Genomic DNA, 21,921 nt, shown 5'->3' on the forward strand with positions numbered 1-21,921 from the left:
CACCTCGACCCAGGTGGACGACCATTGTCCCATCGTATAATTCAACAATAAGCTGTAACGTCTGCTCAGATGTTAACTCTAATAATCAAACAGTTGCGAAAAAGCGGCTATATTGATAACACTAACGTCTGAAACAAGCGTTTAAGATAGGAATCTCAAACAATATGAAACGAGTCACTCTGGCTAGCGCCTCAATCATCGTCATATTATTTTTTGCCTTAAACCCAATGGCAAAACAACACACACTGGCCAATGCTGCGAAACCAACCCATACCATTGATAAAAATATGCCTGCGTCTAAACACCTGGACTCAATTGTACTGGGTGCTGGTTGTTTCTGGGGAGCAGAAAAACGCTACGCAGCCATTCCCGGGGTAATCGATGCAGTATCTGGTTACGCCGATGGCAGCGTGACACCAACTTATCGCGAGATCACCAAGCGAAGAAACAAGTTTAATCCTGAAAATCATGCGGAAGTTGTCAAAGTTACCTTTAATACTTCTTTGGTGAGTCTCGAAAAAATTCTCCAAAACTACTTTGAAGGACACGACCCAACTCAGCTAAACCGTCAAGGGAACGATGTGGGAACACAATACCGCTCAACAATTTTAACCAACAGCGATTCACAAATAAGTACAGCACTCAACGTGCTCAACCAATTCCAGACATTACTGTCAAAGGAAGGTTATGGAAAAATTACCACGCAGGTTAAACCTTTAACCCAGTTTTATGCTGCGGAAACTTATCACCAAGATTACCTGGTTAAAAACCCTAACGGTTACTGTCCTGATCATTCTACCGGCGTCAAATTTAACAACCAGGTGAAAAATATCGCAAAGGTAGACAATAGTGTGCTAACAAAGGGCAAACAGATAATCGTTATAGAGGCTGAAAATTACTGTCCCTACTGTGAAAAATTTAAAGAAAATGTCGTCGCCGACTATCAAGGCTCAATTCCAATCACTTTTCGACTGGCTTCTCAATTGACGGGATTAAAAATAAAATCCCCAACCTGGGCTACACCAACTGTATTATTTTTGGAAAACGGTCAGGAAGTTTTTGGTAAGCAGGGTTATATGTCACCGGAAGAATTTTATAAAGCTCTCGGTAAGTTTAAACTTGGACAATCTGAAGCCTACAATGTGGCCTTTAATGAAGGTACAGACAGTCGATTTTGCAAGCAGTATGAAATTTTTAAAAATACACCAGACGGCCAATTTGTTGACAAATTAAGCGGTGCACCATTATTCGATACGCGAGACCGATTCAACTCTGGCACTGGATGGCTATCTTTTACTAAAGCGGTCGATGGTTCGGTGTATGAAAAGCCAGATAATAAATATGGTTTGAAACGAATTGAAATTCGCTCAAAAACTTCAGACGTTCACTTAGGTCATGTTTTTCCTGACGGGCCTAATGGGCAACCAAGGTACTGTATCAACGCAACGGTGCTGGATTTCGTCCCACGACAAAAGAATGCCGTTAGCGGATAGTTGCCATTGACAGACAGATTCGTTAGCGGGTAAAAATTTAACTAAAACAAATTATTTACAACACAGCAGGGCGTCGATTTAGACGCCCTGTTTTTTATTTTCATTAACCAATTTCTTATCCTTTAATTCATTGCTAATCCTTTGAGTTCTAATCTAAAGCAAGCAGTCAAATACTTGGCACGGAATACCCAACAATATGTTTTGAAACGACGAGCTGACAACTTTCGGTTGCTTCTCCCATTTTAACTGAAGTGCTGTTTTCTCTCTTAAGACAGACCTCATAGCGGCCTGGGCTCGCACTAGTTGCTAACCAATCATCAGAACTCATATCGGCAGTATTTTTGCCGTTGATACTGGTCACAATATCACCTACCTGAAAATCCCCTGCCGCAGCCGCCATATCGGGCAAAACATACCGTACAACAAATTCACCAGACCTAATTTTTCTTAGCTCTAAACCTAGCAAGTTAAATCGCGAATGAAACCGAATATCTTCATAAGGTTTCAAATATAACCGGTTTGAATGATAGTCTACGACGCTAACGTACTTATTCAGCAATGCGCTTCCTATCACCCACAGGTCATCTTCGTCATCAGTGCGGATGATGTTGGTTTTAATATGATTAACTTCCAGCTTTTCCGACGCAGCGCTTTCTAGCGCTAAATTGCCCAGAGTCAGTCTCGGTAAACTAAACCGCTGGTGGAGTGCTCGCCCATTTAATCCAAAATCCGCGGCTTTAATTGTAGGTTGAGAAATATCGATTTCGTTATTCTCCAGATACAACGAATTGATTTTCAGATAGTTGCGACTGCCTGTATCGATGATTAATTCATGAGTCACTTTTTGACCCGACTTAAATAACATCTCTCCCTGGATCTCAAGCTTACTAAACCAAATATCAAAAGGCATCGAGATATGTTCTTCTTTCGGGTTGTAAGGACCGTTGAACACAGTTATCGTGTCTTCTTTTTTATCGAATTTCCAGGTAAAGTGTCGCAAGACGTCATGTCCAATAACACCATCGTAAATCGCCTCATCAGGTCGAAAAAAATACTTTGATGTTGAGATAGGTAAATAGGCAAAATTGATATTTTTAAATCTAATGCCATCAAACTCAAATTCATCTGCACTGGTTTGATATGCGGGAGAACTCTCTTCATCTCCCCACCCGCTTAATTGCAACTCGTATCCGGGTTCAAGCTTGAGCGCTTTAATTTTAGGCGTATCTTGCAGTATCGTAATAGAAGCCCCTGTATCAACAAGAAACTTAAACCCCGGCACGCCGTTGATAGACGCATAAATATAGGGCTTTTCGCCAATATAAGTTGAACGTAATTCGACTTCTTGTGCACTATTTCTCCATTCAGCCACCAAATCGTCATTGGCATTTCGCATACGAATTTTGTTAACGAAGCTACAACCAGAAGTAGCAACAATAACTAAAATGACCATTATATTTTGACTTAAACTTTTAAGGTTCACAGCCTTTACATTCGCTACCTTTTGAATAACGGCTTGTCGAAAAGAAAACATGACTACTCCTCAAATATTCGAACAACTTTATTCAGGTTATATTAAAGAGTGTGAAGTAGACGTGAAATGACGGCGCAAGACTGACCTAAAAGCCCTCCGTTTTTCTACATTTGGCAATCAAACCAAAGAAACCTTAATTTATAGCCCATCAAAGGTGAATGCATTGCGCATTCACCTTTTTAACGAACCTTAACTCCGGATGATGACCCACGCTGAAACCTTTACTTTACAAGCGGTTCTAACTGTCTAACGTCAGTTAGTTGATGAGTTCGGTGCTCAGCAAACGATGCATTTCCCTTGACAGCTTCCAGGACAAATCCTGTTGACTTTCATCGCCCATCGCGTCAAAAACGGTCAGCATTTTTAATCGCGTTTGAGCACCCTCGTTAATAAACCAAACATAAAGTTTTTCTCCGGATGGTGCTAAGCCAATCAGATGATCGTCACCAGCGCTTCCCTGTAAGATCGATAACTTGTTATTTAACATCGCCTGAATAGTGACATCTCTTGTATCATTCAATGCCAATGGAATTAAAATACCGGAATCATCCTCCGCAGGTTCTATCGAGCTACATCCACAGATAAAAATTGCAACAAATATAAAATAAGTTAATTTCATTTTGACCACCTCCCCTTTCTCTCGGGTTCAAAGATTGGAAAAATAATTGAAGTCGAAAACTGCTTGTCGTCACCACCAATCGAAAAACCGGCTTTCACTATCATTCCACGATCGTTAGTCGCAATGAATTCGATTCCTTTCGCTTCAATATCACGATCATTTTGTTTGGCGTAATAGGCTGATACACCGAGGTTAGAGAAAGATAGTTTATTCATCGGCCAGTTAATTCCGGCTGAGAAATACTGATAACGACTCTCCAGTTTCGCCAGTCTTGCGCTCGTTGAAAAATTCATCGAATCGGTAATCGGGAGATTAAAGCTAACACCGGCAGCCAGCGATGCAGAAGGTTGGGTCGTTCTTGCAGGAGTATCTCGCCGGAACGCATTGTCGACATCGTCTTGTTGTTGTGAGCTATACAATTCAACTGGCTCAGGGCGGTATTGGGCATCAAATAGAAAGTTCGTGCCATCAGGCGCCAAAGGTAAGAGGTATCTTGAGTAAAGATTGATTCCCGCTAACACATCTTCATGATAGTCAACGAGGCCGGGAAGATACGTGTCAGATACTTCCATCAATCTCATAAACCCTTCAGCGCCAATACCTGCTTCTAGTCGATTATTCCAAATTTTAAACCAGGTTCGACTATATTGTAGACGGGCAATTTCATCGATCGGTGCGTTGTATAACAAATACTCCGGGTTGTAATTATTAGAAGTCACTGAGACTACCAACGAACTATCCTGGCCGCTAAAATCACTCTCCTCATCAAACGATGTCTTCCAGGGTGCAATCTTATCGCCAATTTTCTTTCTCGAAAAATCAACATGACCACGCTCATCCATTAGCTCTTCAATAAATAAAGGAAGTGGAGGTCTTTCTTTTAAGCTGCGCACCAAATAATTTATTAGCGATTTATTGTCCCGGGGCAATTCACCGCTTAATCTACCCAATGAAAAAATCAGGCTTTTTTCTCTGGATTGATGTGCCAGAACAACTTTTTTCATATCGCGCAACGAACCTAATTCAGCGAGTTCATAGGTGATTGGTTGCACACGCAGACCACCCAATAAAGTTAAGTTTACAGCCAAACCAGGAATGCTTGTTCGAATGGGACAGACACTGCTGGGCTGTTGATAATAGTTCGCGCTAAATTGATTCAGGCTACTAATCAGTTCTGAACTCAATGCCTTTTCGTCCAGCTCATTAAATACGGCAATCAAACCGGCCATGCGTTGAAAGAAGCTTAGTTCCGCTGGTGTGCGGCTCTGTAGCATTTGGTCAATTTCGCTATTGACTGCATTCGCCATTGCTTCGCTAGAACTTCTTCCTGGCCGAATGAAATTAAACACCGAATGTTGACGCTCTCGAACAATTTGTTGATAGATAATATCAGCCGCTTCCAGCACACTGGCGCGATATTCGTCTGGAATAACTTTGACTTCGCGACTTAGCCTTTCATACATTGCTAAGCGATCGTCGAACTGTAAAAGGAAGTCATAATCAATGTGAATTAACTGGTAAAGCGTCGTATATGGAATTTTTTTACACTGATGTAAGAAGTCCTGAAAAAAATCGCCCTCTCCCGATTGACCAGAAACGACACGAATAGTGGCTGGCTCCCGAAGTATTAAAATATCGTTGTTTTTAGCAACATTCGCTGCGGCAACGGCATGAAACATATTAGAAAAAGTTGAGCTATTGATTTTACAATCATGCGCTAAAGAAAATTTTCTGATTTGTTTCTCAAAGTCGACTTCCTGAACCTGATCTTTCAAGGCTTTTTGTAATTTCAATTGAACATCTAGCGACGCTGTCACTAAGCGAGCAAAAGAATTATCGGCTGAAGGCGGCCCATTATATTTAAAATAATGATGAGTGCCTGCAACAAAAACAGAATCATCGTGACCCGGCTCAATTGAGACGCTCGGCGCTTTAAAGCCACTACCGGCTCTTGATTCAAATGCAATTTTAATGCTGTTTAAATCAAGCGGAATAGCGCCCGGTGTATGTGAACCAATGATCAACAAGCCACCTTCCGGTGTGGTTACAATACCTCTAACTGATGAAAGTCCGGCACCATTTCTGGCGAAACTATTGAGTGTATGCTTTGGATCATTGGCAATCTCTAACGCGGCTTTTAAGTCGACCACGAAAAGAGATTCTTCGGCTCTGACATTGAAGCAGATCAAAATCAGCATCATCATCATCTTAATCAAGGATTTAAGTATGGAGTAAGATAGAATATTCATGGCTACTTCTCCTCGACTGCATAGTGTTTCGAGAAATACTTACAAGGTCTGCCGTTTATTCCGGGACCACATTCGCGAACAACCTCAAAATTTGTACCTTTCAGCAATTCTGATGTGTTGCCACCGCCTCTAAAGATCTTCGCCAACACAGCTGCTAGTTTACTGATCACAATCAAAACATACGCCCCAGTATCACCCTCAATCAATTTCGTCTTATCAACTTCAAATGGATGCCAAAAAACAAAAAAGGGATCACTCAGGTAAACGTGCTCAAACAATGCAGTGATTTCACTCGGACCAGACAACGCTTGATTTAAATAAAATATGGCCAGGTTAAAGTGCGGCTCATAGTAGGCTGGAGTTTCTTTAGCTTTATTAAAAAAATTGAGCGCCTCACCAATACTGTTTTTTTGGATGGATAAAATCGCCAACATGTTATAAGCGACTCCTTTTACCTCTGCCGAGGCAGAGCTTTCACCGATAAGATCTCGCAGGTATTTTTCTGCAGCTTCACTGTTTCCTGAATGCAATAAACTATCTGCACGAAGAACCGATAGAACAGGAAAGTCACCGGCAGAAACGGAAGAAATATCTTGTCTGGTTAGATCGTTGTTGCTATTTTTTTCAGCGCGTGACTCAGACACTTGATTCACTAACATGGAAGAGAGCGCGTCATATTGTTTAATGCAGCTCTGTGTGCAACGTGAAAATGGCGTGCGTCCTTCAATTTTAGAGCCTGGTGCTAAATAACTAATCACGCCAAGTCTTTCCAATATTAACGGGCGTTTTTTTTGTTGGATAATGTATGTCGATATTCCGCGCCAGTTCTGATGAATAATAGCGTTAGCAAGCTCATTTGCTGATGAAGAATCAACTTTCGCTTTCATTAAAAGCAGGCCAAGTTCTTCTATTTTTTCCCTCCCATGAACCGCTGCTTCTGTCGTTAGTGATGGCGTCGACCTCAGCGGCACATTACTGTCCTCATTCGACGTAGCGAAGACGGCCGAGTACGAAAGCGACAAAAGAATTAAGGCCAGGAGAGACGCTTTTTTGATTGATAAACAATTTAAGTGTTGAAAAAGTCGCATGATATTTTCCTCTCAGTGGGTAATGAATGACAACATGTGTCGAGAGAATTATTAACATCAAAAAACTGACTTTCCTATTGACTAGAACAGCACATAGTTAATGATACTTAGTTATTACTAACAATATGGTTAAATATTTATTTACATATTGGTTATTTTTCAATTCTAATACACTAACTACTATGTCAATATAATGTTGACACTTAGCCATTAAGCTCAAGAATATGTAATATATTCTTTTACATACTTTTCGGAATGGGTTCACCCAGCTTGTATTCGGATCGCTTACTTTTAACAAATTCAGTAAAAAAGGTGATCAAATTGCAAATAGAGATAATATTAAATGATCTACTGCGTGAATACGGAGTCGAACGAGGGGCCTCCGCAGACTTAAAAAAATATCTGAATGTATCGCGACAAACCGCGTCGAAAATCATCAACAATAAAAAAAACTTAACCAATGAAGAAGTCGGCGATGTGTGCGACTGGTTAATCGAACGCGTGACCAATCATGTTAACACTACCAGTGACGATGTCAGACGACTACGCCTGATTTTACCGGGAGGGTTGTTTCGAGCCGCAGGCGCACTCGACAGAATCTTACGCTCTTCTGCGCTATGCCTCTATCTTGGTGAGCAGGTTCGATTGCAGGCGACTAAAAATGAAGAATCTTCAAAATCTCGTTGGATTTCTGGCGCCGATGCCGAGGTAGCGACCGATCTGGTCCATCGGATTGCGCGAGACGGTAATAAGCTTGAGTTTCTTTGGAAAAATGTCTCCTTTCATATCACTCCCGATTCTGAAGAATTAACATATGAAGGAAATTATTTAGAAGAGGATCAGAATAGAGCCATCGACTTTTATACCAATATGATGTGCACCACAGAACGGCGTCGTGCGAATAAAAAAGACAAAAGCGCCGTATTTATGATCGGTAGCCAAAGAGTAAATTACATGGTTGAAGTTGTTTTCGCAAAGCTTTTCAAAACCAAACCCTTCAAGGAAACAAAGCGGCGCAGTGTGCCAATTTATATGCAATACCGGAAAGGCGCCCCAGGTCGGCCGAGTTGTTTTGGCGGAGATAAGCCACCAACAGGTTGGCAAGGTGAAGGTGGTAGCGGGATTTACTATCGCACTGAAGATGGCTCCTGGGCCCACATTTCAAATCGACGTAATTTGGGCGGAATTGTATTGCTAATCGATGATTCCGACAATGCACAATTTATTGTTGTATTATTTGGATTCTCGGGAAAAGCGACACGGCAAATTGGTCAACTCTTTTACGAAAAACCTGAGCGTTTCTGGCCGCTTGATAAAACCATTGGCAATCTGCGCACTGCACTCTTTGCCTGTAAACTTCCCAAAGAAAAAGAACTTGGTGAAGCAGAAGTTATTCTAGTAGAAACTTGTTAGAAGGAACATTTTTTGAATTTGATTTACAGAAGGCTCTCTCCAAGTGAATCCTTTGCATATCGGGAAGTACGCCTTGAAAGCTTAAGGCTATTTCCAGATGCATTTGAGGCGATCTTTAGTGAGGAAAAGAAAAACACGGAATTGATGTTTGAATCGTTAATCAAGCAACAAGACAAGTCAAACTTTGTGGTTGGTGCGTTTGAGGGAACCTCACTCGTAGGGATATGTGGTTTTGTAAATCGAAATCAATATTCTCTGGAGCGTACCGGCACGATCATTCAGATGTATGTCAAAAAGGAGTACCGAGGGAAAAACATTGGCCTACATTTGACCAATAAGGTTATTGAAGAAGTGCGAAAAATACCGAAGACAAATCGCTTAGTTCTTGAAGTTAAAAAAACAAATAGTGCCGCTATTGCCGTTTATGAAAGAGCCGGGTTTAGAATTGAGAATATTGCGAGGAGCTCAGAACTTAGGTATATGGAGTATCTTATCAAGTAGAAATTTCACAATTTAACTGCAACGGGAAATGAGATCTTGAACTTGCTTTTGAACGAGAAAAATACGAAAGTCATCATTGAAAAAGATGAGTATAAAAACTGTAAAATACTCAGCCTAAGACAAAATCAGGATTTTTGAATCAGGTTTATGCACAAGATTAGAGAAATTATCGCAGTTATTGCTTCTCTGCTAGCATTTTGCTCTATACCAATCTTTGGATTTCCTTTCGGGGGTTGCCAAGAGTTCGGTTATGTTACTTTGGAGGTTGGCTGCAGTTCGTGGTTTGAATTCTTGAGGGGCGCGTTAGTCGTCGCTCCCATTTTAGTAATTTCAAAGCACAAACTCTTACTTTCTACCTTGAGCATTCCTATAGTTTTAGCAATTTCAGTACTTGGAGGAATAGAACATATAAGAGCAGGAGAACATTGGGACTATTTCTATGAGAACTGGAACCAAATTAGATATCATGTCAGCCAGCCTATACTAGTAGGTGCGGTAAGCGTCTATGGAGTATTCTGGAGTACGGTTTTTATACATAACAAGATAAAATTTAGAGACACATAAATTGAAAACCTATTTGATTACTCAGAGTAACAACTGCCGCTACTCAAAAACTAAGCAACTGCTTAAAATTACTAGTATGCCGACGAGATACTTCAATTTCTTTACCATCAGTCATCGTCAGAAATAAACCATTAGCGCCCGATGGCTCGATATTTTCGATAAAGTTCACATTAACAATATACTGTCGATTTGTTCGAATAAAGACTTTTTCTTTCAATCGTTTTTCTATTTTACTCAACGATTTATAAATCATCGGCTTGTTCTGCTCAAAATAAATGCGAGCGTAATTTCCACAACTTTCAAAATAGCGAATTTTTTCAATGTCAATCAACCAACATCGTTCACCATCTTTAACGAAAATTTTATGGTCAATCTCGGTAGTTTCATCTTCAGTAATTTCACTCTCGATAAAACACTTACTCAAAGCTTGCTGCAGCCTTTTGGGATTAATCGGTTTAAGCAAATAGTCCAGCGCATTAAACTCAAAAGCCTGAATTGCATATTCATCATAAGCCGTGGTAAAGATTACCTTAGGGCAAGTTTCTAGTTTTTCTAACAAATCAAATCCATTGCCATCGGGCAAATTAATATCGAGAAAAATCAAAGCTGGTTTTAGCGACTCTATTTTATCAATGCCAGACTCAACGCTGGACGCCTCACCGACAATTTCAATTTCAGGGTGAAGCTTTAACAACTGTAATAACTCTTTTCGAGCCAGGCGAGAATCTTCAACTATTACCGCTTTCATTGACTTCCTCCTGTCATCGGTAATTCAATCACCGAAGTAACAACATTATTTTCCTCACTGATACCAAAGCTCGCTTCATCGCCGTACAACAAGTGAAGCCGCTGTCTGATATTTTCCAGACCCAGCCCGGTGCTTTGCTTTTTATTTTTTTCATTTGATTCCTGATTTATTTTTCCAGGATTCGATACGATAATTTGAACCCGGTTTTCGACCTGGCTAATTTCTAACTTTAATTCTCCCCCGGTTGAACTTTGGTCAATTCCATGACGTATCGCATTTTCAACCAATAGCTGAACAAGCATTGGTGGAATTTTGCAGGCCAATACTTTTTCATCCAATACTTCAACATATTCCAGTCGCTCTTCATACTGTATACTCGCCAGCTCGATATAACTCCGCACAGTGTCTATTTCGTTTTCCAACGGCTGTAGTTTTTGTTGATTATTTTGTAGCGAGTATCGCAAAATTTCAGACAATGAAGTTAGCATATCTCGCGCACGGTCAACATCTTCCAACATTAATGAGCGAATATTATTGAGGCCGTTAAACAAAAAATGAGGATTCAGCTGGCCAATTAATGTGTTTAATTGCGCCTGCTTAAGCTCCAGCGCCATCTCGCTATCTCTCAATTCTAACTGTTTAAGCCGATTAAGATGATTAATTGAAACATAAATTACTGCCCATAAATAAAGCACAATGGTCATGATCATCCAATTACTATAAACCTCCGACATAAAAAATATGTAGCGGTAAGAATACTTCCACAGTAGTAGATAAAGACCGAGTGTGCTAATAATAATGAGAGAAGACAAAAAGCCAAGCCAGGTACAGTTAACGAGTAGCTTTATCCAGACGGATGGTTTTCTCGCATTTAGCCAATTGAATCGATGAATTAATTCTCTTAACACCAGACAAATCGAGGTATTAACAATAAACAAGATGATCGCAGAAACAATACCGTGTTCTAGCGGCTCGATTTCTTCTATCTGTCGAGAAATAAAGTTTAATGCGACAAATCCGCCAAGACATAAACTATGAAACATCCAAAATATCGGATTAGTTTTTGGCGCTTTGAGTATTGACATAATATTAGTAACCAGTGAACACGAAAATAGAGTTATGAGTGGACGGTTGATTAGGCAAGTACAGGCTATTTTTCATTCGAAATCGATTGATATTATTATTCTAGTATAACGCGACTAAAATCTCTCCTCTAGCCAATCTACGATTAACTTTGATGCAACGGGTGAAAAAGTTTCCTCTATGATTGCATATTCCACCGGAGAGCCAGTTTTGCTGGTTTGAAAAAGGTGATTGAGTTGCGGTAGTTCTACCACTGTGAAATCTGAATGATTCGCAGACTTCAACGCGTTACGAATGCCGTCCAGGTTAGACTTAGCGGCAACTTGCAAGTCGTTGCTGCCATTAATTGCCAATATCGGCGCTTTGACCTTAGCCAGTTTTTCCGCTGGCGAGTAGCTCAAAAAATACCGAAACCAGCCTGTTCCATAAGTTTGAATTAACTGCTCCTTTTGCTGCTCGAGGATTTTTTCATCGTTCACGCCAACCAGTCGAAGCGATTTTTCAATCAGGTTAACAATCTGCGGCTCAGATGCCAGCTTTTTCTCCGTTGCGCCAATTAGCGCGAATAATTGTTTATCAACGTCTTGCTTCTGTTTCAGAACATCCGCTGAAATGCCTTGCGCCAATCCAAGTAAATAATGCTGCTCCGCTAACAGCTCTGCATTTGGAATGCCAGGACCGGCTAGCATAATCACGAAAGCGACATCATCTCTTTGAGCCGCCAGCATCGGCGCGATCATCCCGCCTTCGCTGTGACCTATCAGCCCAATGGTATCAGCCGGAATGTCATCACGAGATAATAGAAAGTCAACCGCTGCGCCTGCATCAGTGACAAAATCTTCGGAAGTCGCCGAGTCGAAATCGCCGGTCGATTTTCCTGTTCCCCGATCATCCAATCTTAATACAGCAAAATCAGCTTTAGTTAAAATATCCGCAATCACCCAAAATGGCTTGTGGTTCACAATTGTTTCGTCACGGTCCTGCGGTCCTGATCCTGAAATCAAAACCGCGGTTGCTTTCACTTTATTCGATTTCGGTTTTGTCAATGTACCAGCCAAAACTAAATCTGCTTTATTATTAGTAACGAGAACTTCTTCGATGTGATAATCAAATGGTTTCTTAGGCGTTTGAGGCCTTGAAGAAACTTTTTTCTTATATTGCCCCTTAACCATTTTTAACTTAAAAATAAATCCACTTTGAGCAAAATCACCTTTAATGGATTGCTTATTTTTAGCGAGCATACCCACAAATTTTACGCCCAATTTTTTAATTTCGAATTTTACCTGACCCTTTTCAAGGGAAATAGAATCGATTTCTATCCCATAAGACTCCTGGTTCGGACTATCAGCTACTGCGACTAAACTTCCCTGCTGCTGTTTTACATGAACCACAAAGTCGAGCGGGTTTCCCGGAATTTTGATAGGGCCGTACCACTGTCCTAATAAATCTTCTGAATTGCTCGAACCATCAGCCGGTAGCGGCTTTTTAACGATTCGAGAAAAATTCAGTTTTTGCATTCCTTTCTGAAAGAAATTACCTTTTATTTGATCAGTTTCTGAATTAAGTTTTCCAGAGTAATGAATAGAAAGATCTTCGATTTCAAAAGTGAGTTCCTTCTCATTAAATTCTACCAGGGTCATTGGAATATCAAATCCACCCTGACTTGGTGTATCTAGCGTACCGACTTGTTTACCGCCTTCTGTCTTAATGTGAATGACAATTGGTAATACGCCGCCCGGCAGCTTCAGGTCTCCTTCCCAATCGCCTTCAAATCCCTTAGCTAACACCGAACTTGAACCGTACAAAAGTGCAGCGATTAACAACATGATGATACTAAAAAATGATTTTGCTTTTTTCAAAATGTTTCCTCCGAATTGATGATGTTATCAGCGTACATCAATTCGGTCTAAAAATAAGTATTATAGGATAAAGGGCAGGTTTTCTATTTAAGAGGTAAAACCAGGAGGTAAAACTAAGCCCTATGCTAGTCAGGCTATAATTGTGCTATTCAGGCAAAAATGACGCAGACGCGGGATTTAACGACATTACAGTTACTAACTGCGTGAACTACCCCTGATAAGAATGCATAGCTTCCCGGTATTACTACCGCAACATCACATTGAGCTGATCAACAACCTCAGCCCAGTCAGCATCATCGTCAATAACCTGCTTTAAAAAGCTCGACTGTGAAACATTCCAGAAGTCGGCGTTGTGCAATTCAACATCATCAGGAATCGGTTTATTGCGCCCAATAAAGTCCTTAATCGCTTCATCAGAGCTATCTAGCCCCAGTTGGTTAAATAGAGAAATCAGGTTGTGGATCGGCTGTTCCATCATTTTTCTCCTTATTGGAGTTTATTTCAAAACATTGAATTAAATATAGTCCTAAGCGAGTAACAAGTCATCATCAAACCCTCAATTAATTGCTAAGTAAGCGTGTGGCTCCTTTGACTGCGTTCAAAATTCTCCGCTAGCGAGCAATCTTGCTGCGTCTCCACTTCTCGGTTATCGAGAACCCGGCTTTCGTCATAGACCGCATTTAGCGCATCGTCGTGGTCAATGTAGCCGCCAATTTCAGCCCCATTCTCAAATACAGCGTTCCAAAATGCCCCTTGTCCGTACACAAATATCACTTTCATACTGACTTTCCGCCCGATAATAATGTTTGCTATTCATTGGGCATAAACTGGACCAGTTATTAAGAAAAATAACCACGCTATTCATTTTGGCCTTGATCTGCCCCAAAAATGAGAAATTCATCACAAAGAACCCGTGACACAGTTCAAATACTTCTTGTTGTTGAACAGCACTTTTTATCGTGTGAAATAACAATCCGGTTTCTCACCATGACGTAAATGGTCACCTTGTGAGAAAAATGGTCACAAAATAGACTACCTTAACGAGAGAACATTGATATTTACAAAATTCAACCTCCCATATCCGGTAATCAATTTCTTCTTTTAAAACCCATCCCTTAAACTAAAAAATCGCATAAAAACAACAAGGCAAAATAAGCGATGGAGGCAATGGCTCATAATATTGTAATAAGGATTGATAACTCTCAGCACTTCAAAAACAAGTTCAATTTAATAAAACGAGAGCTTCTTTAATCGCTGACTATCAACAACATGTTTTCGCCCTGATGTCTTTTAAAGCCAATTTATAATTTTTTTAATATTGATTCAGTTAACACTCACTTCTTAAGGAGAAAATATGATAAGAAAATCGATAGTTGCAACGAGCTTTTTATTGGCTGGTTTTCAGTCCCACGCGGATATTGTTTCTGAACCTTGGTCAATAAATCAGGAACAGGGAACCATGCGTTCGTTAGTTGGGGATTTCAACGGTGATGGGCAAGAAGATATTATCGGCCTAAGGGATCGTTTTTCAGAAACTCGTGATGCCTTTGATATTGTTTACTTTGATCACTCGCAGTCTTTCGCTCAAAGAACGCTGCGGGAAGTTAATACATATAGCTCTTATATTCACTGGGCAACTTCAGATTTCGACAAAGATGGAATTTCCGATATTGTCGTCAATATTGATGGCCAGGTCCAAGTATGGTTTTTTGACCAACAAGGAACAATTGCGGAAACTATCGAACTCGGCTCTACCGGTCGAGGGGATTCTCCTTTTCTAGCTGACCTTAATGGTGACGGACAAGAAGATATTTTGATCCCAACCGATCCTGTCCCTCCTTCCACAAGCTATGAAGACTTAGCACTTTATGTCACCTCCGCTTCACGAAATATTTCTCAACCAACCATTATTTCAACCAATAGTGAGAGCTGGCTTACAGATATGACAGCAGGCGACTTTGACGGCGATGGCCACACTGACCTTGTCGTTGAACAGAGAGGTAATAGTTTTCGCGTTTATTTAAATCCGAATGGAAATGGCCAGTTAGAATTTGATACTCAGGTAAACGTCCCTTTTAATTCGATTATTTCATGGTCAGCATTTGACGCTGACAACGACGGTAGCGATGAATTACTTGTTGGATTTAGCGCTCGGATTGCTTCTTATGATCGCAATGAAAACGGTCAATGGACGGTGGATAATCGACTCGTATCAGCACCGGCAGGAATGGTTTTTCGCGGTTTAACGGCGCAAGATGTTAATCAGGATGGTCATAATGATTTAATCTATATTGCCGACGGTGGTCGATACTATGGCAGAACTCTGAACATTAGCGAAGGCCCAGGGTTTAACAGTCAATTGGAGTCACATGAACTAGCCGAAGATATAGTTAGCACATCTGATTTCCAAATTACGGTCGGCAACCTCGATGATGATAACTGTCCGGATCTTCTCGTTGATATCAGTCGGTCGCTTAACTATAAATCGGTCTATTCAAGTAATGCCTGCATGCCCGCAACTGATTTAGCATTAGAAGGTTGGTTGTTCGACTGGCTAAAACCCCACGTCTTAAAGTTTCGTGTGATTAACACTGGCTCGGGTAGTTGGCCACCGGTGATAGCTGAAAATGCTAGTGTAACGATCGAATTTGAAACTTCGTCAGCGGTGAGTATTACAACGGCTGATACGAACTGTGAATTGATGTCTCCGAATCAGTTCAAATGCCACGCTCCCGATCTGGATGAGTGGTCACTACAATATTTTCAACTGTTGATTGACGGAGAAGCGGGACTACCGGTAAAAGCCAGGCTATCGGCTGATGCGAATAACCCCGAACAAAATGATGACAACAACACGTTAGAATTTGATTTTATTATTAAATAATAAAGCGACTTTAAGACGTTAGTCTATTAACCTGCAAAAAAGTAACGCACAACCCGTTTTCCATTCAATAACAAACGGGCTGTGCATTTTCTTTCACTCTTTATTGCTCGGCATAATTTCATGTAGCAATTTCATCTAACTACTCGCCAGAACAAACACCTTCTTTTTTCCATACATTAGAATAAATAGAGGGGTTTGCGGCAAACGACCAATAGATAGCCACGTACTTAATATCATTCCAGAAAACATGATCTCCTTCATGGTAAAGTTTTTGTTGGCTCCAATGTTCAACGCCATCACATTCGGGTGGAAGACTACTATCGACCGTTATCGTTTTTAGTTTTAGATCAGTCTCATTTTTATCATTAACCACCGTTAAGCTTACCCGGTAATTTCCATTCTTTCGATATTGATGAGTTGGATTTTTTTCGGTAGACATTTTTTTATCGCCAAAGTCCCATAGGTAACTCACTATTTCCTGCGTGTCAGTTGACTGGTCACTAAAAGAAACTGTTCTTTCGTTTATCGAATAATTAAAGTCAACCACCAAATCTCCAGTGCCCGACCCAACACACCCGGTCGCATTTAAATAGTCATAGGCAGCTTTCGCTTTGACAATCCCAAAACCATAAGAAGTATCCCTTCCCCGACTCCCTTTATCTTCTGCGGTGTAGCCGAGCGCGTACCGAATTCGATCATTGGTACAGTCAGGAAAATGGCTCCACACTAGCGCCGCAACACCGGCGACATGAGGAGATGCCATTGATGTGCCGTTCCATTTTGCATAACCGTGTGACGGTAGCGTTGAATTCACCTGAACACCCGGTGCAGCCAATTCAACTTGCTCATTAAAAGTGGAGAAATTCGCTTTAGTTCCGGTATCATCAATTGCGGCAACTGATACTACAGCATCGTAAGATGCGGGATAGTGAGCAGCCGGTGCAGCAGTATTTCCGGCGGCGGCAACATGAATCATTCCAGCTTCATAAGTTTCATTAAATGCATCCTCTTCCACCTGCGAGCGGCGGCTTCCTCCCAAACTCATATTCACGACAGTGGCCCCGGCGTCACGGCATTGATACACAGCAGCCGCAAGATCAGAACCATACGCCCAGGTTCCCTGATTATTAAAAACTTTAACGATATGTAAACCAACCAGCCCTGATGGGTTAACGCCTACAACCCCTTCATCATTACCACCAATCGCCGCAATAGTTCCTGCAACATGAGTTCCATGACCGTGCCCATCGTCAAACCAATCCCCGGTATCGATATTTCCATGTCCATCATCGCCGGTAATCCCACTATTTGGTAAATCTGGATGTGTAAGAGTATAACCAGTGTCTACAACACACACTTTCATATTCCCGGTGTTTGCATCCGATAATTGGTCGGCTTCCACCATGGTTATTCCATAAGGAACACTTTCAGCCAAAAGATATCGTTTCGGATCGATTTCCACATAGCTCACTTTCGAATGAGATTGTAGAACGCGTTTTTGTTGTTCAGTTAATGCTAATGACATTGCATGAAGTTCAGGTAACGATCTTAAGATCTCCACCTTTGCGCTTGATGCTATTTGCTGTAGAGCGGCCTCAACTTTCTTTCTGTACTCCGTCTTAGTGTAGTGATGTAGACTTGCTTCTTTTTGTAAACTTTCGATAACGCTGTTACCTAGTTTAATAATATGGCGCTGTTTAACTTCAGAAGATGACATCGCAGACTGCATAGTTAAAACGCAAGTGGAAAGAACAAATCCAGAAATAAATTGCTTGGCTCTTTTTCTATTGATAATTGAATGTTCCATTAATAACTCCATGAGTAGTTGAATGAATTTAAAAACTTTTGTTCGTTTGAATAATTTATTTTTATCAATTTGGATAACGGCCAATCGTGCAAAAAATCGTGCCGACAACTTTATTTGTCACACAATAAAAATCATAGATCACGAACTTAGTATTTTTTTGTGGATATTTAATTGAACAAGAAAGACTTAAATTTTTCTGTAATAAATTTGCATGAAGAGATAAAGAAAAAGATCGACTAAAAAAAAATAAAAAATGCCGAGCAACAATTATGTTAACTCGGCATTCAAAACATTAATTTTTTATAAAAATTCTAAAATATTTTAGTTAGTATTAATTACAAATTAGCGCACGCTAGCTTCAAAAACTGAATAAGCTGTTCTTTATCACTAACTAAAACTTACAAAACACTAGCAATTATAAACCACTGGTTGAGCCATTACAGGTCCCTAGATTAACCCATGGCCCTTCTGAATTAGCAGGACTATCATTGACACCAGACGCATACCATTTATTTTCATAAGCATCTCCTTCGAATTCAACTCGTTGACCGGGAATACTATAAATAACATCCGCACTCCATGGTTCTAGTGTACAAGTGTCTGGTGATAAAATAGAAAACTCATTGATAAACTCCCCTGACAAACCATCATTATCCAACGCGGAAATTTTCAGGGTGTAGTTTCCGTAAGCCGGTGGTGTCCATGACGCAGAATATAAATCATTTTCACCGGTGGCGCTCAGGCTGATTGATTGTCCATTAATCGTAGCCGATAATGTGTTAATTGTTCCATCGTCATCTACCGCTTTAACTTCTAAGGTCATTGATGACAACTCATTTTGTCGAACAACTTCACTCTGCAGTGGAGAAACAAACCCAACCCAGGGTTCGCAATTTAATTCACACTTAGGCGTTTCCTTTGCATATTCTTTTTCCAGTGGTACCACACCATTTTGATAATAGGACTGAACTTTTTGAATCCAGAAATAGTCATCTGTCGGCGGAGAACCTACACCGTCAGTTGAAATGCCTACCCCCGCACCAAACAAAGCGACAATAACACCTGCATCCTTCGCTTCTTGAATATGACTTCCCCAGGTAATTTTATTTCCAGCAACATTCAATTGATTATCCTGTGCTTGATTCTGAGCAAAGTAATCGAGGCGGACGCTATTACCCACCGTAAATGAATCACCGAAAAAGAATGTCGTAGAGCTATCTTCTCCTTTGGTGGGAGTATTATTTAAATCCTGGAATCTTTGTCCGGTATAAACGCTGGTTTCGTGTGTTCCATTAATATGACCCACAGGCAATTGCCAAAGCACTATTGGTTTTGCGGAAGTTTCGTGCATAGTATTCACAAAGTGCAAATAATTCATCCAGTGATCATTATTAAAAAACCAGGTCGAGTCAGCGGGATTCTCCTTGTTCTGGTGAATCATCGCATCAAGACCATACTTATCAATGGAAATAAAATCGGCGCCGTGAGTTAAAATTCCTGCATCAATTCCATATTGTGTTGTTTCCCGCGCACTCTCTACAATTGCGTTTCGTCCCTGTACCCATCCGAGGTCATCAGTACGACGTAACACGCCTTGATTACCTGAAGTGGGAGCATAAGCCCATAAGTTGAGTTGCCAACCGAAAAATATTTTGTGGCCCAACCGACGTTTATTATCAATGGTCGCATTAATTCTTTTAACCAACGAATATATAGTTCCAGCATTTTCTTCAATTTTATTTTTACCCACTACCGTTTTTATTTTAGTGGGATCATTGGTACCTAGATGTAAAACACCATTTTGTTGAAAATAGCCGAGAAAATCTGGCTCAAGAATAATACCGTATAATTCTCCCTGGGCAACTTCTTGAACTTGCTCCATAAAAATATCGATATCTTGAAAATAATCATTCATGTAATCAACACTGCGGATGTGTTCAAGATCAGTGGTAAAACTTTCTCCACCATCGGGTATGTTGTAATAAACAAAAAACGGAACCAAACCAAAACGAATACTTTCCTCAGCAAACTTTCCGGCCCTTCGAGTTCCCCAACTTTGCCATCCTCTTTCCATTGGGCCACCGTTGATGTAGATGTAACGAATGTCCATATTCTTATTTGTCAGGTCGGTATCAATATCACGCCAAAATTCTAAGTCGGTCACACTGTCTTCTGAAACCGACCCAATTGAGAGGTATTTGGGCAACCCGGGTAAAGCGCCATCAGAATGATTGATACGCAACCCCAAGTAATAATTTTCACCTGTTGCGGTAGAAATTTTTAACCCCGTTCGCCCCGGGATTTTTCCGGTTATTCGAACGGTTTTGTTGTCAATTTCCCACTGGGCAACATTGGATTTTCGAGAAATAATTTTCGTGACGGGTTGATTAAAGATATAAGTGGCAGTGGCACTTTCATTCACATTAATTTGTAACGGAAGTGCTTCAAACGAAAGATTAGTACCGTTAGAGCCACCGTCTGCCTCAGTAACAACCAACTCACCTGACGCACTCGCGGTTGCTCCCAGGTTGTCTGTCGCCACCACATTAATCGTATACGTTCCGACAACGCTCGCCTCGTATTGGACACTATAAGGCGCCGAGGTATCAATCCCGAGATTGTTTGCACCTTCTGCGAAAGAAACTTTTGTGATAGAGCCATCGGAATCAGAGGCGGTCGCAGAAATTAAAACTGTATCGCCGACTTTCACCGTTGGTAATTGATTCAGCTTTACTGTCGGTACCTTATTCGACGGACCAGTTCCAACTGTAATAACCGATACAGCACTTTCACTACAGCCATCGCTATTACACAAAGAAACCTGTAAGTTGTGGACACCTGAATTCAGATCGACGGAACAACTTCCCTTCTGAGCATTCTCGCCATTCGGCGTTAATGTTCCTTCGCAAACCTTATTGCCATTATCTAACAATTCCCAGTCGCTTCCGTTAACTCCCCACCACATATTCCATTCAACAGTTAATCCGTTGCCATTTTCGATCGTTTCTGGAAGCCAGGCTATTTGTGGCACACCTGGAGGCGAAGCAAATACTTGCGAAGAGAGACTAATTGCAATAAGCAGATAGCAGTAACAGAAGATCCTATTCATGATTTTGTGCACTTTATATTGTTAGGATAAATAGTATTTAACAGTAAGTGACAACGCTGTCAACAAAATAAAAAATAAAGACATGTACATTTAATTGGAAAGAGAACTACTTCTCGGTCAATTGTGGAAATTTTAATTTTCGATAAGAAAAGTCAGGAAGAGTATATTTTTACAGTCTCAATAAAATGCGAGTCGATCGCATTTTTTAACTAGCGCGGCTTACATGCCCACGCCCCCTTACACGCTAACCACCGGACGCTCTGCTAATGGTCAGTCGTTTGAAAAATGCTTTGTTAGTATTTTCGTTGTTTTGCAAAACTTACAAACTGAAATATTTGCCATCAAAAGTTGATTTCATTTATAAGTGACTTGCTGTCAATTGCGTGTCTGGTATTTTGCCCATATCGACGCCAACCAGTTTACTTGCTCTTCTGTATCTGGAACCCGAACCCCACGAGCTTTAGAAACTAAATCAAAAGCTTCGGTAGAGCTTATCCCTGATTGTAGCAAGATAGCGCCAGCAATAATTCCTGTACGTCCAATTCCAGCTCTGCAATGAATCGAAATATGATTGCCCTCACATATTTCTTTATAAAGAGTCTCAGCTAAATCTATCGCCAATTCAGTACTTGGTAACCCCCTATCCTGTATCGGAAATGAGAGGTATTCGATGCCGTTCTTATGGCATAGCTTTTCTTCCGAAGCCAATCCAAGTTCTTTTTGCTCCCAGTCTTCGAGTAAACATACGATCTTATTTATTCCAAGGCGCGCAAACCCAGTGAATTCTTCGTCGATGTATTCCCCAGGTACAGGCTTCGCCATCACTGATAATGTACCGTTTTCTAGCTCGATGACTTTGTATGTTGTTGGTAGCATAGAGCCTTAAGATAAGTAACGCTTATTTAAATTGTGAAACCGAAAGTTATTGGAGTCGACCATCAACCTGCACTCAACTAATAGTCAATAAGTT

The 21,921-nt window shown here is 40.7% G+C and carries 16 protein-coding genes; 4 read left to right on the top strand and 12 right to left on the bottom strand.

What is annotated here, in order from left to right; genetic code table 11:
* Positions 1-164: 164 nt before the first annotated feature.
* Positions 165-1,493: a peptide-methionine (S)-S-oxide reductase MsrA gene (gene msrA, locus FLL46_RS14720; RefSeq protein WP_142932023.1), complete on the top strand. Its 1,329-nt coding sequence runs from the start codon at positions 165-167 to the stop codon at positions 1,491-1,493.
* A gap of 166 nt (positions 1,494-1,659) precedes the next feature.
* Here msrA and FLL46_RS14725 read toward each other — a convergent pair whose 3' ends face one another.
* From FLL46_RS14725 to FLL46_RS14740, 4 genes are all read right to left on the bottom strand, one after another.
* Positions 1,660-3,027, bottom strand: coding sequence for an aspartyl protease family protein (locus FLL46_RS14725; protein WP_142932025.1), 1,368 nt, complete (start codon positions 3,025-3,027; stop codon positions 1,660-1,662).
* Positions 3,028-3,283: 256 nt separating this feature from the next.
* Positions 3,284-3,646: a hypothetical protein gene (locus FLL46_RS14730; protein ID WP_142932027.1), complete on the bottom strand. Its 363-nt coding sequence runs from the start codon at positions 3,644-3,646 to the stop codon at positions 3,284-3,286.
* Complete coding sequence (locus tag FLL46_RS14735; RefSeq protein WP_142932029.1) at positions 3,643-5,895, bottom strand: hypothetical protein; 2,253 nt, start codon at positions 5,893-5,895, stop codon at positions 3,643-3,645. The genes FLL46_RS14730 and FLL46_RS14735 overlap by 4 nt, the downstream gene beginning before the upstream one ends.
* 2 nt (positions 5,896-5,897) lie before the next feature.
* Positions 5,898-6,983: a tetratricopeptide repeat protein gene (locus tag FLL46_RS14740; RefSeq protein ID WP_142932031.1), complete on the bottom strand. Its 1,086-nt coding sequence runs from the start codon at positions 6,981-6,983 to the stop codon at positions 5,898-5,900.
* Between the two features lie 321 nt (positions 6,984-7,304).
* On the opposite strand from FLL46_RS14740, the gene FLL46_RS14745 reads away from it, so the two are divergent.
* Positions 7,305-8,396, top strand: a complete 1,092-nt coding sequence (locus FLL46_RS14745; protein ID WP_142932032.1) for a hypothetical protein — start codon at positions 7,305-7,307, stop codon at positions 8,394-8,396.
* A 12-nt stretch (positions 8,397-8,408) separates the two neighbouring features.
* Entirely contained in the window at positions 8,409-8,897 is a 489-nt protein-coding gene (locus FLL46_RS14750; protein WP_142932034.1) for a GNAT family N-acetyltransferase, read from the top strand.
* A 607-nt stretch (positions 8,898-9,504) separates the two neighbouring features.
* Here the strand turns inward: FLL46_RS14750 and FLL46_RS14755 are convergent.
* The 5 genes from FLL46_RS14755 to FLL46_RS14775 form a co-directional block, all read right to left on the bottom strand.
* Positions 9,505-10,209, bottom strand: coding sequence for a LytR/AlgR family response regulator transcription factor (locus FLL46_RS14755; RefSeq protein WP_142932036.1), 705 nt, complete (start codon positions 10,207-10,209; stop codon positions 9,505-9,507).
* Positions 10,206-11,294, bottom strand: coding sequence for a sensor histidine kinase (locus FLL46_RS14760; protein WP_142932037.1), 1,089 nt, complete (start codon positions 11,292-11,294; stop codon positions 10,206-10,208). Before FLL46_RS14760 ends, FLL46_RS14755 begins: the two co-directional genes overlap by 4 nt.
* Before the next feature lie 114 nt (positions 11,295-11,408).
* Positions 11,409-13,151, bottom strand: a complete 1,743-nt coding sequence (locus FLL46_RS14765) for an alpha/beta hydrolase family protein (protein ID WP_142932039.1) — start codon at positions 13,149-13,151, stop codon at positions 11,409-11,411.
* Between the two features lie 244 nt (positions 13,152-13,395).
* Complete coding sequence (locus FLL46_RS14770) at positions 13,396-13,629, bottom strand: DUF2789 domain-containing protein (RefSeq protein WP_246119325.1); 234 nt, start codon at positions 13,627-13,629, stop codon at positions 13,396-13,398.
* Positions 13,630-13,718: 89 nt separating this feature from the next.
* On the bottom strand, positions 13,719-13,931 hold the full coding sequence (locus FLL46_RS14775; RefSeq protein ID WP_142932041.1) for a hypothetical protein: 213 nt from the start codon (positions 13,929-13,931) through the stop codon (positions 13,719-13,721).
* Positions 13,932-14,505: 574 nt separating this feature from the next.
* Between FLL46_RS14775 and FLL46_RS14780 the strand changes: the two genes are divergently transcribed.
* On the top strand, positions 14,506-16,035 hold the full coding sequence (locus tag FLL46_RS14780; protein WP_142932043.1) for an FG-GAP repeat domain-containing protein: 1,530 nt from the start codon (positions 14,506-14,508) through the stop codon (positions 16,033-16,035).
* 139 nt (positions 16,036-16,174) lie between these two features.
* Here the strand turns inward: FLL46_RS14780 and FLL46_RS14785 are convergent, their stop codons facing one another.
* The 3 genes from FLL46_RS14785 to FLL46_RS14795 form a co-directional block, all read right to left on the bottom strand.
* Positions 16,175-17,842, bottom strand: coding sequence for a S8 family serine peptidase (locus FLL46_RS14785; RefSeq protein ID WP_142932045.1), 1,668 nt, complete (start codon positions 17,840-17,842; stop codon positions 16,175-16,177).
* Between the two features lie 415 nt (positions 17,843-18,257).
* A complete protein-coding gene (locus FLL46_RS14790) occupies positions 18,258-20,951 on the bottom strand; it encodes an Ig-like domain-containing protein (RefSeq protein WP_142932047.1) in 2,694 nt (897 codons plus the stop codon).
* A gap of 375 nt (positions 20,952-21,326) precedes the next feature.
* Positions 21,327-21,827 (bottom strand): protein-tyrosine phosphatase family protein, encoded by a 501-nt coding sequence (locus tag FLL46_RS14795; RefSeq protein WP_142932049.1) that lies wholly within the window; start codon positions 21,825-21,827, stop codon positions 21,327-21,329.
* Positions 21,828-21,921 lie beyond the last annotated feature (94 nt).

The sequence above is a fragment of the Aliikangiella coralliicola genome, from assembly GCF_007004725.1.
Lineage (GTDB): Bacteria > Pseudomonadota > Gammaproteobacteria > Enterobacterales > Kangiellaceae > Aliikangiella > Aliikangiella coralliicola.

Coding starts and splice junctions, on each gene's coding strand:
- FLL46_RS14725 (WP_142932025.1), bottom strand. CDS start 3,027: ATGTTTTCTTTTCGACAAGCCGTTATTCAAAAGGTAGCGAATGTAAAG.
- FLL46_RS14775 (WP_142932041.1), bottom strand. CDS start 13,931: ATGAAAGTGATATTTGTGTACGGACAAGGGGCATTTTGGAACGCTGTA.
- FLL46_RS14795 (WP_142932049.1), bottom strand. CDS start 21,827: ATGCTACCAACAACATACAAAGTCATCGAGCTAGAAAACGGTACATTA.
- FLL46_RS14785 (WP_142932045.1), bottom strand. CDS start 17,842: ATGGAACATTCAATTATCAATAGAAAAAGAGCCAAGCAATTTATTTCT.
- FLL46_RS14740 (WP_142932031.1), bottom strand. CDS start 6,983: ATGCGACTTTTTCAACACTTAAATTGTTTATCAATCAAAAAAGCGTCT.
- FLL46_RS14755 (WP_142932036.1), bottom strand. CDS start 10,209: ATGAAAGCGGTAATAGTTGAAGATTCTCGCCTGGCTCGAAAAGAGTTA.
- msrA (WP_142932023.1), top strand. CDS start 165: ATGAAACGAGTCACTCTGGCTAGCGCCTCAATCATCGTCATATTATTT.
- FLL46_RS14760 (WP_142932037.1), bottom strand. CDS start 11,294: ATGTCAATACTCAAAGCGCCAAAAACTAATCCGATATTTTGGATGTTT.
- FLL46_RS14770 (WP_246119325.1), bottom strand. CDS start 13,629: ATGATGGAACAGCCGATCCACAACCTGATTTCTCTATTTAACCAACTG.
- FLL46_RS14790 (WP_142932047.1), bottom strand. CDS start 20,951: ATGAATAGGATCTTCTGTTACTGCTATCTGCTTATTGCAATTAGTCTC.
- FLL46_RS14780 (WP_142932043.1), top strand. CDS start 14,506: ATGATAAGAAAATCGATAGTTGCAACGAGCTTTTTATTGGCTGGTTTT.
- FLL46_RS14730 (WP_142932027.1), bottom strand. CDS start 3,646: ATGAAATTAACTTATTTTATATTTGTTGCAATTTTTATCTGTGGATGT.
- FLL46_RS14735 (WP_142932029.1), bottom strand. CDS start 5,895: ATGAATATTCTATCTTACTCCATACTTAAATCCTTGATTAAGATGATG.